Consider the following 16,702-nt stretch of genomic DNA (forward strand, 5'->3'; position numbering starts at 1 on the left):
CTATGCATCCCGCCTTGTCCTGCCTGTTCACCTGCGCGCTGTTGCTTGCAGTCGCGCCCGCCCACGCCAACCTCACCGTGCATCCGATGCGTACCTCGGTCGAGGCCCGGAAGGGCGCGCAGATCCGCGTGTACTCGCAATCCACCACGGCGCAGTACGTGCAGGCCACCGTTCGCCGCATCGACGATCCAGCCAGCAACGACGAGCAGGAAATCGAGATCGAGCCGGCCGACGCGGCCATTGCCATCACCCCGGGCAAGTTCGCCCTGGCCGGTGGCGGCAATCGCCTGATCCGGGTCATCCCGCTGCAGCCGGTGGAGAAGGAGACCGCCTACCGCGTGTACTTCGAAGGTGTGCGCGGTCCGGATGACGCCGTGCCGGACGATCCGGCTACCCGCGCCGCCGTGGGCATGAGCCTGATCTGGGGGGCGCTGGTGAACGTGGTGCCGGCCAACGGGCACGTGGACGTGCGCGTGCAGGGCAACAGCCTGGTCAATGCCGGAACCCTGCGCGTGGGCCTGACCAGCGTGGCCGACTGCGATGCGGCGGGCGCCTGCACCGCCCATGACGTCTCTCGCAGCCTCTACCCCGGTGCATCCCTGCAATTGCCTTTTACCCCGAAGCCCGGCCATCGCCTGCAGCTGCGCTATCGGTTGACCCGCGATGGCTATCGCGAACACGTGCAGGCCCTCGCGCTCTGAAGCGCTCGATCCGTCGCGGCGGCGCGCAGCGACGGGCTTCTTTTCCCTTGGCTGTTAAGGAAAAACCATGAACAGAATCTATCGTCGTATCTGGTGCACTGCGCGGCAGTGCTGGGTCGTGGCCAGTGAGCTGGCTACGGCACGCGGCAAGCGTGCCGCCTCATCCGGCGCAATCGTGCTGCCGGTTGTCGCATCGACCTTGATGGCATTCTCCGCTACGGCCGAAAACATGCCCGTCGAAGAGGATGAGAGTGTCGAGACTGCGGCGTATCTTTCGCCGAAAGGATTCAATAGCTTCGGCGCGATTCCGTTCGGAATTGGGGTGCGAAGGGATGACGCAATGGGAATTGCGGCTGCGCCGATCTACACGCAGGTGGCACTGACATCAGACCACTACTACAGGAATTCCACCATCAACGGTGACCTGTTGCTGATGCTGGGATCGCGGTCTTCCATGACTGGAAACCGATCGGTTGCATACGGCAGCTTGATCACCGCAAATGGCGACGACAATACCGCCATTGGCTACGGTGTTGATATCACGCGAGGCGGCTACGCAACCGGTGTCGGCGCCCGTGCCATTGCCAGCGGGATTGGAACCACTGCGCTTGGCAACGACGCAAGGGCCTATTCGCAGAACTCCATCGCCATTGGGAGTGGCTCGCGCACGGTAGAGAGCCATGCGGGTGTTGCACGGATAGCCATCGGCGGCAATGCCTTTGCAGGATCAGCCGGATACTCGGGTGCGGTCGCGCTCGGCGGGAATGCGCGCGCTGAATACAACGGCGTCGCAGTTGGTCATCACGCCAAGGCGTTGGCGGTGGGAAGTGTTGCACTGGGGCTGAATTCGGAGGCGACCGAATCCAACTCGGTATCTGTGGGTAGCAGCAGCACCAAGCGCAGAGTCGTCAACGTGGCAGACGCCCGTCTGTCCACCACCAGTTCCGATGCAGTAACCGGCAAGCAGCTCCATGCCACCAACCAGAACGTCACCACCGCGACCAATACGGCCAATGCCGCGAAGACCGCTGCCGACCAGGCACTGGTCAACACGCGACTGGTCACCCAGACCTCGGCCAGCAGTGCCGTACGCGTGGGCGGTGACAACACCGGGACCCAACTGGACATCCGCAACAGGTCCAACGCCAACCGCAAGTTGACCGGCGTGGCCGATGCCACGCTCAGCACCACCAGCACCGAAGCCGTAGCCGGCAAGCAACTGCATGCCACAAACACTGCCGTGGCTACGGCGCGGACGACCGCAACGGCAGCGAAGAGCGTGGCAGATACGGTGTCGGCGCGTGTGGACGCGCAGGCACTGGCATTGGGGCGTTCAGCGGTGGCCGGTGGCAGCGGAGATTCGGCCAGTGTTGCATTGGGTAGCACGGCCGCGGCCTACAGCCGTGACAGTGTTGCTGTGGGGCCGAAGGCACGGGCAGGCGTGGGCGAGGATGGTGAGAAGAACAATGGGGTGGGCGCCACATCGATCGGCTCCGGCAGCTGGAGCGCGAATGCGGCCACGGCCATTGGCTATCGGGCCAGGGCAGTGGGCAATCGCTCCATTGCCATGGGTATGGACGCCACGGCCTCTGCACCGAACGCGGTTGCACTGGGTGACGACGCGGTGTCCAGCTTCGCCGGCAGTCTCGCACTGGGCAGCGGATCGCGTACCACGGATGTGAATCAGGTTTCAGTCGGCAACGCTGCGGTCAAGCGCCGTATCGTCAATGTCAACGATGGCACGCTCAGCGCAACCAGCAGCGATGCCGTTACCGGCAAGCAGCTGTATGCGACCAACACCACACTGGCCAGCGTGAGTAGCACCGCTACCGCGGCGAAGTCGACCGCAGACAATGCCCTTGGTCAGGTCACCACGGTGGCCGGTCTGGTCGGGCAGGTCTCCGCCAGCGGTAGTGTGCGCCTGGGTGCGCAGAACACCGGCACCGTGCTGGATGTAGCCAACAGGAACGGTGCTGCCCGCCGTATCAGCAACGTAGCCAACGCCACGCTCAGTGCATCGAGCAGCGATGCCGTGACCGGCCAGCAGCTGCACGCCACCAACACGGCGGTGAACACTGCCCAGTCCACCGCGACCGCCGCGAAGACGGCGGCTGACAGCGCCATCAGCCAGGTGGGGACCGTGTCTGGTCTGATCGGTCAGGTGTCGGCCAGCGGGCAGGTTCGCCTGGGCGCAGCGAACACCGGCACGGTACTGGACGTGTCCAACAAGAATGGCGCGCGCCGCCGCATCCAGAACATCGCCAACGGCATCCTGGGCGCATCGAGCACCGATGCAGTAACCGGTCAGCAGCTGTTTGCCACCAACGAGCGCGTAGGCGCAGCTGAGGCGCGGAACGAGGCCCAGGAACTGCAGTTGGTGGATCACGCTGATCGTCTGGCCGACCATCGTGTGGATCTGGACCGCCTGCGCGCCGACTTCGATGGCTTCGAACCGGATCTGGAAGACGTGGTGAAGTTCAATGCTGACCGGACCCTCGTGGACCTCGAAGGTGCTGTGGTGAAGGGTGTTGGTCCAGGGGACATCAGCTCGGCTGCCAGTACCGATGCGGTGAACGGTGGGCAGCTTTTCGCGACGAACTCTCGAGTTGGCGATCTTGAGTTGACCAGCTCCTATATAAGCGTTTCATCAAATGAAGAGAGTTCATCGGCACGGGCTGGGCAGATGGGAGTGGCTATTGGTGACTCGGCCGAGGCTGCTGTCGGCAGCGAGGGGGCCACTGCAATCGGTGCATATGCCAGAGCACGCGGGAGGGGATCAGTTGCATTGGGTAGGGGATCATTTGTTGATGGCTTGGCAACCAGTGGGTTTGCGCTCGGAACTGGTGCGAATGTGTATGCCAGCAACGGCGTTGCCTTGGGTAGCTACAGTCAAGTTGAGAGCGCTGCGCTCAACTCGGTAGCGCTTGGCGCTGAATCTGTTGCTGTTGAGTCGGATGTGGTATCGGTCGGCAACACAACGATGTCCAGAAGGATTGTTAACCTCGCACGTGGCCGTGGCGATGGCGATGCCGCAGCCGTCTTGCAATTGAAGGAATCTGTTGCCACCCTCGGCGGTGGTGCGGGACTTGACGCCAATGGCAACATCATCGCGCCCACGTATGCGATACAAGGTGGCAACCACAACACCGTCGGCGATGCGCTGACCGCGCTGGATGGCGCGGTGGTCGTGACCGATGCACGCGTCGGCTCGCTGGAAGGCAAGCTGCGCTCGGCATTCCAGGACACCACGATCCGCGCTGATGGTTTGAACCAACTCACGCTGTCCGGCGCACAGGGCGCGGTGCTGACCAACCTGGCTGATGGTCGAATCGCAGCGGGCAGTCGCGATGCAGTGACGGGTAGCCAGTTGCACGATGCCAAGCAGGAGATCGCCCGCAATCGCAGCGATCTGGATGCGCTGCGCGACTCTCAGGTAACGGGCAACGATCTTGCACGCTTGTCTGCGGCTGAGACGGGGAGCGTAATTGACTTCGGCGGCGCGACACTGACTGGTGTGGCGGATGGCGAGCTTTCTGCTCTGAGCAAGGACGTCGTTAATGGTGGACAACTGTTTGCGATTAGTGAGCGACTTGACGGTGTAGAGGGAAGTGCGCGGTTCCTCGCGATAGGCAGAGGTGGTGCGGCCGCAGCGGCTAAAGCTGGTCTTGTCGGTGTCGCCATCGGTGATTCTGCTGAGGCATCGCCGAACAGCGAAGGCGGTGTTGCGGTCGGCAGCTACGCTCGATCGCTTGGAAAGAACAGTGTTGCACTTGGACGCGCTGCTTTCGTCGATCAGGCCGCAAGCAACGCTTTTGCTTTGGGCACTGGATCTTCAGTTCTTCAAGAGAATGGAATCGCATTGGGAACAGAAAGCCGTGTGGCGACAGGGGCAGTTAATAGCGTGGCCATTGGCTATGGATCAGTTGCGACGGAATCACACACGGTCTCGTTCGGGAGTGACGGCACGAAGCGCCGTCTAACCAACGTAGCCAACGGTCGCAACGCCCAAGACGCCACGACCGTCACCCAGCTCAACGCCACCCTCGCCACCCTCGGCGGCGGCGCTCACCTCGACAGCAACGGCAACATCATCGGCCCGCACTTCACTGTCCAGGGCCAGCAGCAGTCCACCCTCAACGATGCCCTGCAGTCGCTCGACGGCGCTGTCACCAGCCAGGGCTCGCGCGTGGACAAGGTCGAAACCCAGCTCCGCTCCGTCTTCCAGGACACCACCACCCGCAGCGACGGCCTGAACCAGCTCACCCTGGCCGGTGCACAGGGCATGGTCATCTCCAACGTGGCCAACGGTCTGGTGGCTGCCGGCAGCCGCGATGCGGTCAATGGTGGCCAGCTGCACGACGTACAGCAGCAGCTCAACGGCCGCATGGACGGGCTGGAACAGCGCATCGACGGCCAGCCGCAGGCGCGCGTTGCCGCCAACGCCGCCGGTGCACCCGAGGCACCCACGCCGCCGGCCGAAACGCCGACCGTGGCCGATGCCGGCAAGGCACCCAACGCCACGCCGGAAACCCCGAAGGAGCCGACCCCGCAGGTCGACACCGCCGATCTGGAAAAGATGCTGGCCCGTGCCAACGAGTACAGCGATGGCATCTCGCGCGAGGTGGATCGTCGCCTGGACAAGATGGACAAGCGCTTCAACCGCATGGCGGCGATGAGCAGCGCGCAGAGTGCGATGGCCATGAACACCGCCGGCCTGAACACCTACAACCGCCTCGGCGCGGGCGTGGGCTACAGCGAGGGCGAATCGGCCATGGCGGTGGGCTACCAGTGTGTCCTCAACGAAAAGGGCTCGGCCACCTTCAGCCTCAATGGTGCGTTCACCAACAGCGGTGAGCGCAGCATGGGCGTGGGTGTGGGCATCGGCTGGTAAGCCATGGAGCCCCGGCGTGACGCGCGTAATCCACCCCGCCGCGCCGGGGTCCTCGCCCAGGAGATGGCGATGTACAGATGGGTAAAGGGAATCATCAGCTATCGCACGTTCTATATCTGGCGGGCGCGCTATCGCTACTACACGCGGAACCTGGATCTGTGGACGCTGATGAGCGGGCTGTGCATCGCCGGTCTGTTGCTGGTGCTGTGGTACATGTGGCGGATGTTGAGCGTGCCGACGCCGCGCGTGCACCCGGAGACAGCGGCGCTGCGCATCGAGGGTGTCACCAGGGAGGCGATCCATCGCATCGTGCTGGTGCGCCACGCGGGCAGCACGCCGGGTGCCCCGTTCACTACGCCGGAGGAGGTACGGGCAAGCACGCTGCGCACGATGCGGGTACGGCAGGTGATGGACAGCGAAGTGGTGTGGCGGCTGAAAGCCGACATGCTGGCGGACATCGCTGACTACATCATGGCCACAGGTGGGTGCTTTCCCTACGATTGCCGGCGGGTGCTGGATCGGTTGGACTACGTGCGCCAGGCGGGTGTTGAGAATGCGCAGATCAACGCTGCGCTGGCGACGATCCTGGAGGTGCCGCTGGACCAGATGCCGCCGTTGGAGGCAGACGAGCATGAGCGGGTGAAGAGTGGTTGGTCGGATGGGTTCAACGACATCTACTACCAGTCCTGGGTGTTGCGGGAGCTGCAGGCCATGCACGCACAGATGATGCGGGAATATCCGCAGCGTGCCCCCGCACCGTGGTTGCCGCGGCTGCTCAGCGACCCGCTGCGCGATACCCGTTTTGTCTGGTAGCGCGCATGATGGGCATCACCTGCCAGAGCAGGTAACACCGCTTTTGTAGAGTCGAGCTTGCTCGACTGCTCTCCGCTCAGCCATCGAAATGCCCGAAGCACAGTGCGGACCAGCGGTCCGCACCTACCAAACACGGGTGCAGCGCCCCTGTAGAGTCGAGCCACGCTCGACTGCTCTCCGCTCAGTCATCGAAATGCACGAAGCACAGTGCGGACCAGCGGTCCGCACCTACCAAACACGGGTGCAGCGCCCCTGTAGAGTCGAGCCATGCTCGACTGCTCTCCGGTCAGCCATCGAAATGCCTGAAGCGCAGTGCGGACCAACGGTCCGCACCCACCCAAGGCAGGCACCGCTGCGCTCGCCGGCCATGGGCCGGCGCTACCGTCACCTGCCGATATACGCGGTGATCTCCGCTTCGGCCAGCACCTGCCGCAGCTGTGCCACCGACGCGCGTCGCATCGGCTTCTCATCCACCGGTGACAGCGGTGCCTGACGCAGGGCGTCATACGGCAACACCGCCAGGTCGAAGGTCAGCTCTTCGGCACTGAACACCCACACCGGCACGTCCAGGCAGCGCTCGCGGTCCATGCGCAGGCGGCGTGTGCGCGATTCGGCGGGGATGCCGTGTTCGTCCAGGAAGCGGTGCACGGCTTCCGGGTCGTCACTGTGGAGGTGCAGCTGCACGGGGCTGTTGGCGTCGGCGGTGCCGTCCAGTACGGGACCGGCCAGGCGCGGGGAGAAGCCGTGCAGGAACTCCAGGGCACGCATCGCGGCTTCACGGCGGCGCTGCAGTTCGTTGCCGTGCTGGGGCCCAGAGAACAGCCGCTGGTACTCGCGCAGGGCGTCTTCGATCTCGGTATTGCGGGGCAGGGAGGCATCGTCGTGGATGCCGAGCCGGCTGGCGGCCTTCAACTTGGCCTGGTGGTAGTCGCGGATGCCGCCTTCGGCCATCAGGCGGGCGGCTTCGTGGGCGAGGCGGTGGCGCCGCTCGCGGGTCTGGCTGGCAGCATGCTGACGGGCGCGATGCATGCGATGACTCCCTGTTGCGACCTGGCTACAGACTAGCGCACGGATGTGACATCTGCGTGGGTATGGCGGATGCAACTGCTTTGGTGGGTGCCGACCTTGGTCGGCACGGGGCGCCAACCGAGGTTGGCGGCTACCAGGGCAGCATCGGTGCCCAAGGTTGGCCCCACCCACGCTTTGGTAGATGCCGACCTTGGTCGGCACGAGGCGCCAACCAAGGTTGGCAGCTACCAGAGCCGCATCGGTGCCAACCAAGGTTGGCATCTACCAGAGCGGCACCCGCTGCACCCTTCCTCAGAAGATATCGAACGCGGCGGCGTCGGCCTGCGGCGTATTGAGGTTCAGGTCGTAGTCGGTCAGGCGGTCCATGTCTTCCACCTTCACCCACTCGGTCGCACCGTTGAGGGTGGCCTGGACCATGCCGCTGGGCGGCTCGTTCTGCGCGATCGGGGTGTCCTTCAGCGCGGTGCGCATGTAGTCGATCCAGATCGGCAGGGCGGCCTTGCCACCGTATTCGCGGTAACCCAGCGAGCGGAAGTCGTCGCGGCCCACCCACACGGTGGTCACGTACGGGCCGCCGAAGCCGGAGAACCAGGCGTCGCGGTGGTCGTTGGTGGAGCCGGTCTTGCCGCCCACGTCCTCGCGGCCGAGCACCTTGGCCTGGGCACCGGTACCGCGCTGGACCACGTCGCGCATCATCGACACCAGCTGGTAGGCGGTGCGGGCGTCGATCGCGCGCGGGGCGGTGCGGGCATCGGGGTTGACCGGCGCGGCCGGGGTTTCGGTCTTGGCTTCGGCCGTGGCGGCAGCAGCCGGATCCACCTTCGGGGTCGGGGCGCCGAAGTTGAAGCCGTCCACCACCTGGTTGACCGGCTGGCCGCTGCTGCCGGCGCAGTCGCGGCAGGCCAGCGCCGGGTTTTCCTTGAACACCAGGTTGCCGTCGCGGTCATTGACCTGGTCGATCAGCCAGGTGTCCACGCGCGAGCCGCCATTGGCGAACACGGCGTAGCCGCGAGCCACCGACAGCGGGGTCAGCGAAGCGGTGCCCAGCGACATCGACAGGTTCGGCGGCAGCTCGGATTCGGCAAAGCCAAACTCGCTGATGTACTTGCGCGCGTAGTCCACGCCCATGCCATCGAGCAGGCGCACCGAGACCAGGTTGCGTGACTGCACCAGTGCTTCACGCAGGCGCATCGGGCCGCGGAAGCCGCCGCCGTCGTTCTGCGGGGCCCAGGTCTTGCCACGGCGGTCGCGGAACACGACCGGGGCGTCGAGCACGATCGAGGCCGGGTTGTAGCCCTTGTCGAACGCGGCCGCATAGACGAACGGCTTGAAGCTCGAACCCGGCTGGCGACGGGCCTGGGTGGCGCGGTTGAACTTGTTGCCGGAGAAGCTGAAGCCACCGACCAGCGCCTTCAACGCGCCGTTATGGGCATCCAGCGAGACCAGTGCTGACTGGCCGCGCGGGATCTGGTCCAGCAGCCACTCGCCTTCCTTGGCACCGGCGCGCACGCGCACGATGTCGCCGCGCTGCACCAGCTTGCCCGGGGTCTTGTTGGTCCACTTGGCGGCGCCAGCCGGCAGCACGATCTCGGTGCGGTTGGCCAGCACCACGGTGGCGCTGCCATCGGCGCCGGTGCTGGCGACGATGGCCGGCAGCAGGCCGGCCTGGCCGAACATGCCGCGCAGGTGCTCGGCCAAGGCAGCGGCGTCATCGCCGGCGCCCAGCTGCACCTGCTTCTCCACGCCGTGCCAGCCGTGGCGGTGGTCGTACAGCAGCAGGCCGTCACGCACGGCCAAGTTGGCCGACTCCTGCAGGGTGGCATCGATGGTGGTGGTGACGTGGTAACCCTTGTTGACCACGTCACCGCCGAAGCGGGCGATCATTTCCTGGCGCACCAGCTCGGCCACGTACGGGGCGTACACCTCAACCGGCGGCTCATGCGGGGTGGCGTGCATCGGCACGGCCTTGGCCGCATCGGCCTCGGCCTGGCTGACGAACTTCAGGTCGGCCATGCGCTGCAGCACGTAGTTGTCGCGGCGCTGGCGGGCACGTTCCGGGTTGGAGATCGGGTTGCCGGAGGAGGGGAACTTGGGGATGCCGGCCAGCGAGGCCATCTCGTCCAGGTCCAGCTCGTTCAGCTTCTTGCCGTAATAGAACTCGGCGGCGGCGGCGACGCCGTAGGCGCGGTTGCCGAAGAAACTTTTGTTCAGGTACAGCTCGAAGATCTCGTCCTTGCTCAGCTCGGACTCGATCTTCCGCGCCAGCAGGATCTCGGCCAGCTTGCGGGTGTAGCTGTACTCGGAGCTGAGGAAGAACTGGCGGGCCACCTGCTGGGTGATGGTGGAGCCACCCGGCACGCGCTTGTCGTTGGTGGTGGCCAGCAGCCACACCGCACGGCCGATGCCCATGTAGTCCACGCCGCCGTGCTCGTAGAAGCGGGCGTCCTCGGTGGCCAGGAAGGCCTGCTTCAGGCGCTCGGGCACGTCCTTCATGGTGATCGGGGTACGCCGGGTCTCGCCGAACACCGCCATCAGCTTGCCGTCGGCAGCGTAGACGTACATCGGCTCCTGCATTTCCACGTCGCGCAGGGTCTGCACGTCGGGAAGCTTGGAGGACACGGCGTAATACAGACCGCCTACGGCGGCCGCGCCGATCAGCGCCAGGACCAGGACAATCAGGAAGATCCAGCGCAGCCAGCGGCGGAGTCGAGTCATCGGGTTCAGATTCCGATTGCGAATTTCGTGGTCGCAGAGTATAGATTACGCAAGGTGGCGGCTGGGGTCGCCGCCGGGGAGCGCAAAGGGAACAGTCAGGGGCTGCATGGTGAATCCGTGAGGGACTTCACAGCAGGGCCGTTGCCATTTGCTAAGAATACGTTATTAATGCTCGGGCGCAGGTCTTGCGCCCAAGTGCCCGTCGGCAGGGGAGAAACCGTGGGGCTCATCCCAAAAAGTCAGTCGCCGCTTGTAGGCGTCGACATCAGTTCGACTGCGGTAAAGCTTTTGCAGCTGTCCCGCAGTGGCAACCGTTTTCGTGTGGAACATTACGCTGTGGAACCTCTGCCGCCGAATGCGGTGGTGGAGAAGAACATCGTGGAAGTGGAGGCCGTGGGTGAGGCCATCCGCCGTGCGATGAACCGCTCGGGGAGCAAGGCCAAGCTGGCCGCTGCCGCCGTCGCCGGTTCGGCGGTGATCACCAAAGTGATCCCGATGCCGGCCGAGCTCGACGAGAACGACATGGAAGCCCAGATCGAGCTGGAAGCGGTCAACTACATTCCGTACCCGATCGAGGAAGTGAACCTGGACTTCGAGGTGATCGGGGCAATCCCGAACAACCCGGAGATGGTCCAGGTGCTGCTGGCCGCGTCGCGTTCGGAGAACGTGGAACTGCGCCAGTCGGCGCTGGAGCTGGGTGGCCTGCAGGCCAAGGTGATGGACGTGGAGGCCTTCGCGGTCGAGAACGCCTATGCCCTGGTCGCCAGCGAGCTGCCGGTATCCATCGAGGGTGTGGTCGCGCTGGTCGACATCGGTGCCACCATGACCACCCTCAATGTCCTGCGCGGCGGCCGCAGCCTGTACAGCCGCGAACAGGTGTTCGGTGGCAAGCAGCTGACCGACGAGATCATGCGCCGCTACGGCCTGAGCTACGAGGAAGCCGGCCTGGCCAAGCGCCAGGGCGGGCTGCCGGAAAGCTACGAGATGGAAGTGCTGGAGCCGTTCAAGGAAGCCACGGTCCAGCAGATCAGCCGCCTGCTGCAGTTCTTCTACGCAGGCAGCGAGTTCAACCGCGTTGATCACATCGTGCTGGCCGGCGGCTGCGCCGTGCTGGGCGGGCTGCCGGAAATGGTCGAGGAACAGCTGGGCGTGCCGACCGTGGTCGCCAACCCGCTGGCGCAGATGACCCTGGGGCCGAAGGTGAACGCGCATGCGCTGGCCCAGGACGCCCCCGCGCTGATGATCGCAACCGGTCTGGCGCTGAGGAGCTTCGACTGATGGCACGCATCAATCTATTGCCCTGGCGCGCCGAGCGGCGCAAGCAACGCCAGCGCGAGTTCTACGCAATGCTGGGCATGGCCGCGATCGGTGGCCTGCTGCTGTCGCTGGTGATCTGGTTCTACTACGACCGCCAGGTGAGCGGCCAGATGGACCGCAACGCCTATCTGGAAGCCGAGATCGAGAAGGTCAAGGAACAGAACAAGGAGATCGACCGCCTCGACGCGCAGAAGGAACGCCTGCTGGCCCGCAAGAAGGTGATCGAGGAACTGCAGGCCAAGCGCTCGCAGATGGTGCACCTGTTCGATGCGCTGGTGCGCACGATTCCCGATGGCCTGGTGCTGACCGCGCTGAAGCAGGAAGGCGACGTGTTGACCCTGGAAGGCCGCACCCAGTCCAATGCCCGTGTTTCGGCGTACATGCGCAACCTGGAGACCTCCGGTTGGATGACCAACCCGGAACTGTCGATCATCGAAGCGCGTGATCCCGAGAAGGACAAGGACGGAAAGGTGGGCCCGCTGGCCGACATCAAGGCGCTGCCCTATGTGTTTGTGGTCAAGGTGAAGCTGCCGGCACAGAGTGAGGAAGTGGCCGGTACGCCAGGCCTCAACGCCGATGGTTCGGTGGCAACGCCGGCTCCGCCCACAGTGGCACCGCTTGCAGCCGGCCCGGATGCAGCGGCACCTGCGGCACCGGTCGCCGGCCAGCCCGCTGCTGCACCGGCTGCACCCGCACCCGCCGCCGCGCCGGTCAACGCACCTGCTGCCACCCCGGCCACGCCGAACCAGCCGGCAGCCCCGGCTGCAAAGCCTGCGCCGAAGCCCGAGGGCAGCCGCCTGGCGCAGCCGCCGCAGGCCTTCAACGCCCCGCTGCAGGGGGATCGCGCATGAGCCAGAAAATCGATCTGAAGAACCTGGATTTCAACGACATCGGCAACTGGCCGCAGAAGGCCAAGATCGTCTTCTGCTCGCTGTTGGCGCTGGTGATCATGTTCGTGGCGTGGATGCTGCTGATCAGTGGCAAGCGCGAGGAACTGGCCGGCCTGGAATCGAAGGAAGTCGAGCTGCGTTCGGAGTTCACCAAGCAGCAGGAGCGTGCGGTGAACCTGGCGCCGCTGAAGCAGCAGCTGGCACAGATGGAACAGGTGCTGCAGCAGATGCTGCGGCAGCTGCCCAGCAAGACCGAAATGCCGGACCTGATCATCGACATCTCGCAGACTGCGCTGTCCAGCGGTCTGACCAACGAGCTGTTCGAGCCGGAGCAGGAGCAGGTCAAGGAGTTCTACGCCGAGAAGCCGATCAAGCTGCGCATGGTGGGCAGTTACCACCAGTTCGGTGCTTTCGTCAGTGGCGTGGCGTCGCTGCCGCGCGTGGTCATCCTGACCATGCACGACATCAACCTCAAGCCCAAGGACAAGACCAGCGGCAACGCCCGCAGCGGTGCGCTGGAGCTGTCCGGCACGGTCAAGACCTATCGCTATCTGGATGAGACCGAGGTGCAGGCACAGCAGGCGGCTGACGCCGGCAAGGAGGAGAAGAAGTGATCCGTTCCCTCTTTGCGCGTTGTGGGATGGCTGCCGTCGTGCTGATGCTGGCCGCGTGCGGCCGCGATGTGACCAGCACGCCGGGTGATGCGCCGAATCTTGAAAAGTGGGTGGAAGGCGAGCGTGCGCGACCGGCGCAGCCGCTGGAGCCGCTGCCGGTGATGCAGCAGTTCGAAACCTTTGAATACTCCGCACAGGGTCTGCGCGACCCGTTCACCGATGCCTGGACCAATCCGCAGCAGGGGAATGGCGGATTGCGTCCGGATCCGAACCGGCGCAAGGAGCCGCTGGAAGGCTTCCCGCTGGACGCACTGGACATGGTCGGCACCATCGGCACCGGAGCCGCCACCGTGGCGCTGGTGATGGGGCCGGACAAGGTGACCTACCGGGTACGCCCGGGCGGCTACCTGGGGCAGAGCGACGGGCGGGTCACGGCGGTCTTCGAAGACCACGTGGAGCTGATCGAACTGGTGCCGGATGGCGCGGGCGGCTGGCTGGAACGGCCGGCAACGCTCTCGCTTGAAGATCAATGATCGTTTACTGGGGATAGCACGATGACCTTTCACCAAGCCAAGGGGCTGCGTCCCATCCGGCGCTTTACCTTGAACCGTGTCAGCGCGTTGGGAGTCGCGCTGATGCTGGCCTGCGCTCCGGCGCTGGCCGCCGCACCGGCGGAAAAGCCGGTGGGCGCCACCGTGGCACCGGCCGCAGCGCCGGCCGGCCTGTCGGTGGCCAAGATCGATTTCAAGCGCGGCGATGATGGCGCCGGGCGCCTGATCGTCCAGTTCGACGGCCAGGGCGCGGTTCCGGACCTGCGTACGCAGGGCAACAGCGTCGTGGTCGATGTCGGTAACGCCCGACTGCCGGCCAACCTGCAGAAGCCGATGAACGTCATCGACTTCGCCACGCCGGTGCAGCGCATTGACGCCAAGCCGTCCGGTGCCGGTACCCAGCTGGTGCTGAGCACCGGTGGCGCGGTGGAGTCGCTGGCCTACCAGAGTGGCAACGAATACGTGGTGGAGATCAGCCCGCGGCAGGCGCCGGCCGCTGTCGGTGCAGTCACCGCCGGCAGCGTGACCCAGGCCGCCAAGGCCGTCGGCCAGCGCGGTTTCACCGGCAAGCCGGTGACCTTCAACTTCCAGGACGTGCCGGTGCGCACCGTGCTGCAGTTGATCGCCGAGGAATCCAATCTCAACGTGGTGGCCTCCGATTCGGTGCAGGGCAACGTGACCCTGCGCCTGGTCAACGTGCCGTGGGACCAGGCACTGGACATCGTGCTGCGTGCCAAGGGCCTGGACAAGCGTCGCGATGGCAGCGTGATCTGGGTCGCTCCGCAGGCTGAGCTGGCCAAGTTCGAGCAGGAGAAGGAAGACGCGCGCATCGCCATCGAGAACCGCGAAGACCTGGTCACCGATTACGTCCAGATCAACTACCACAGCGCCACGCAGATCTTCAAAGCGCTGACCGAGGCCAAGGGCATCGGTGGCGGCAGTGGTGGCGGCAATGGCGGTGGTGGCGGCTCGTCGCAGGAGGAGAGTGGCTTCCTGTCCGGGCGGGGCCGCATCGTCGCCGACGAGCGCACCAACACGCTGATGATCAGCGACATTCCGAAGAAGATCGCGCGCATGCGTGAGCTGATCAGTGTGATCGACCGCCCGGTCGACCAGGTGCTGATCGAAAGCCGCATCGTCATTGCGACCGACACCTTCGCCCGCGAGCTGGGTGCGAAGTTTGGCATCAGCGGCAGCCGCGACAACGTGTACTTCAGCGGCAGCCTCGCTGCCAACGAGGAAACGCGCAAGTCGCAGGTCGATACCGCACTGGCCAACGCCAAGGCGGTCCGTGAGTGGCAGGCCGGTGGCAGCGTCGGCCCGGCGCCGATTCCCAGCGGCCCGACCATCAAGCGTGGCCTGAACTGGAACCTGCCGGTGGCTACGGCCAGCAATCCGGGTTCGCTGGCGCTGTCGATCCTCAACGCAGGCTACCTGCTGGACGTGGAGCTGTCGGCCATGCAGGAAGAGTCGCGGGGTGAGGTGATCTCCAACCCGCGCGTGGTCACCACCAACCAGCGCGAGGCGATGATCAAGCAGGGCAAGGAAATCGGCTACGTCACCATCAGCGGCACCGGTGCTGCCGGTGGCGCCGGTTCCACCCCGAACGTGCAGTTCAAGGAAGTGGTGCTGGAACTGCGGGTGACTCCGACCATCACCAATGACAACCGCGTGTTCCTCAACATGCAGGTGAAGAAGGACGAAGTCGACCGGCTGATCGAACTGCAGGGCTACGGCACGGTACCGTCGATCAACCGCCGTGAGGTCAACACCGCGGTGCTGGTCGAGGATGGGCAGACCGTGGTCATCGGTGGTGTGTACGAGTTCACCGACCGCAGCAGCATCAGCAAGGTGCCGTTCCTGGGCGACGTGCCGTTCCTGGGCAACCTGTTCAAGAAGCGCGGCCGCAACAAGGACAAGGCCGAGCTGCTGGTGTTCGTGACCCCGAAGGTGCTGCGCGTGGCCAAGCAGAACTGAGCCCGCGCCTCCGCGAAATGCAGAAGGGCCGCCCTGCGCGGCCCTTCTGCGTTTCCGCCAGTCGATCCACGCCATGCGTGGATGGGCCGTTCAGCCGTTCTTGATGCCATTCGCAGGGCACCCTGCGATGATGTCGGGAACCCGTGCCGTCCCGCGCCGGTCAAAGGCCCCCATGAACCTGCCACCGCCGATGCCCGAAACCGTCTCGCCGCCGCCCGCGCCGGCCACCTCCCGCCTGCATGCCGCTTTCAGCCAGCTGCGCGACGCATTGTCGGCCGAGATCGTCGGCCAGGCCGCGCTGGTCGAACGCCTGCTGATCGCGCTGCTGGCCGATGGCCACCTGCTGGTGGAGGGCGCTCCGGGCCTGGCCAAGACCACGGCGATCCGCGCGCTGGCCTCGCGCCTGGAGGCCGACTTCGCCCGCGTGCAGTTCACCCCGGACCTGCTGCCGGCCGACCTGACCGGCACCGAGATCTGGCGCCCGCAGGAAGGCCGCTTCGAATTCGTACCCGGCCCGATCTTCCATCCGATCCTGCTGGCCGATGAAATCAACCGCGCGCCAGCCAAGGTGCAGTCGGCACTGCTGGAAGCGATGGGCGAGCGCCAGGTCACCGTGGGCCGCCACACCTACGCGCTGCCGCCGCTGTTCCTGGTGATGGCCACGCAGAACCCGATCGAGCAGGAAGGCACCTTCCCGCTGCCAGAAGCGCAGTTGGACCGTTTCCTCATGCATGTACGCATCGGCTACCCGGACCAGGCCGCCGAATCGGAGATCCTGCGCCTGGCTCGCGAGCGCGCCCGTGGTGCGTTGGGCGAAGCCGCACAAGCGCCGGAAAAGCTGCCGATGCAGGATGTGTTCGATGCCCGCCGCGAAGTGCTGGACCTGCACATGGCGCCGGCGCTGGAACGCTACCTGATCGAGCTGGTGCTGGCCTCACGTGATCCATCGCGCTATGACGGTGGCCTTGGCCGCCGCATTGCATGGGGCGCCAGCCCGCGCGGTTCCATCGCGCTCGAACGCTGCGCGCGCGCGCGCGCCTGGCTGGCCGGCCGCGACTTCGTCACCCCTGATGACGTGCGTGCGGTTGCTGCCGACGTGCTGCGCCATCGCGTGCTGCCCAGCTACGAGGCCACTGCCGAAGGCTGGGATGGTGAGCGCCTGGTGCAGGAGCTGCTGGCCCGGGTGCCGGCACCCTGAGCCTGC

11 protein-coding genes are annotated in these 16,702 nt (G+C 65.4%); 9 read left to right on the plus strand and 2 right to left on the minus strand.

The features are described 5' to 3' along the window. The first annotated feature begins 2 nt into the window (after window positions 1-2). The 3 genes from V3B46_RS20545 (at window position 3) to V3B46_RS20555 (ending at window position 6,405) form a co-directional block, all read left to right on the plus strand. Window positions 3-701: a pilus assembly protein gene (locus V3B46_RS20545; RefSeq protein ID WP_329892761.1), complete on the plus strand. Its 699-nt coding sequence runs from the start codon at window positions 3-5 to the stop codon at window positions 699-701. Between the two features lie 67 nt (window positions 702-768). After that, window positions 769-5,592 (plus strand): ESPR-type extended signal peptide-containing protein, encoded by a 4,824-nt coding sequence (locus V3B46_RS20550; RefSeq protein ID WP_329892762.1) that lies wholly within the window; start codon window positions 769-771, stop codon window positions 5,590-5,592. Between the two features lie 69 nt (window positions 5,593-5,661). Then, entirely contained in the window at window positions 5,662-6,405 is a 744-nt protein-coding gene (locus V3B46_RS20555) for a hypothetical protein (RefSeq protein WP_329892763.1), read from the plus strand. Window positions 6,406-6,789: 384 nt separating this feature from the next. On the opposite strand, the gene V3B46_RS20560 is transcribed toward V3B46_RS20555, so the two are convergent. Beyond that, on the minus strand, window positions 6,790-7,434 hold the full coding sequence (locus V3B46_RS20560; RefSeq protein WP_329892764.1) for a hypothetical protein: 645 nt from the start codon (window positions 7,432-7,434) through the stop codon (window positions 6,790-6,792). Between the two features lie 291 nt (window positions 7,435-7,725). Further along, entirely contained in the window at window positions 7,726-10,149 is a 2,424-nt protein-coding gene (locus V3B46_RS20565) for a penicillin-binding protein 1A (protein ID WP_329892765.1), read from the minus strand. Between the two features lie 219 nt (window positions 10,150-10,368). Between V3B46_RS20565 and V3B46_RS20570 the strand changes: the two genes are divergently transcribed. From V3B46_RS20570 to V3B46_RS20595, 6 genes are all read left to right on the plus strand, one after another. Further along, window positions 10,369-11,427 carry a pilus assembly protein PilM gene (locus V3B46_RS20570; RefSeq protein ID WP_010484061.1) on the plus strand — a complete coding sequence of 353 codons (1,059 nt, stop codon included), beginning with the start codon at window positions 10,369-10,371 and terminating at the stop codon, window positions 11,425-11,427. Then, a complete protein-coding gene (locus V3B46_RS20575; protein WP_164171653.1) occupies window positions 11,427-12,317 on the plus strand; it encodes a PilN domain-containing protein in 891 nt (296 codons plus the stop codon). Before V3B46_RS20570 ends, V3B46_RS20575 begins: the two co-directional genes overlap by 1 nt. Further along, window positions 12,314-12,970 (plus strand): type IV pilus inner membrane component PilO, encoded by a 657-nt coding sequence (locus V3B46_RS20580; protein ID WP_049400744.1) that lies wholly within the window; start codon window positions 12,314-12,316, stop codon window positions 12,968-12,970. The genes V3B46_RS20575 and V3B46_RS20580 overlap by 4 nt, the downstream gene beginning before the upstream one ends. Before the next feature lie 26 nt (window positions 12,971-12,996). Beyond that, a complete protein-coding gene (locus tag V3B46_RS20585; RefSeq protein ID WP_010484064.1) occupies window positions 12,997-13,503 on the plus strand; it encodes a pilus assembly protein PilP in 507 nt (168 codons plus the stop codon). Window positions 13,504-13,524: 21 nt separating this feature from the next. Then, complete coding sequence (locus V3B46_RS20590) at window positions 13,525-15,498, plus strand: type IV pilus secretin PilQ (RefSeq protein ID WP_049422631.1); 1,974 nt, start codon at window positions 13,525-13,527, stop codon at window positions 15,496-15,498. A gap of 172 nt (window positions 15,499-15,670) precedes the next feature. Continuing rightward, complete coding sequence (locus V3B46_RS20595; RefSeq protein WP_154353288.1) at window positions 15,671-16,696, plus strand: AAA family ATPase; 1,026 nt, start codon at window positions 15,671-15,673, stop codon at window positions 16,694-16,696. The last annotated feature ends 6 nt before the right edge of the window (window positions 16,697-16,702 follow it).

The organism is Stenotrophomonas sp. SMYL11 (assembly GCF_036320005.1).
Classification (GTDB): Bacteria; Pseudomonadota; Gammaproteobacteria; order Xanthomonadales; family Xanthomonadaceae; genus Stenotrophomonas; species Stenotrophomonas maltophilia_A.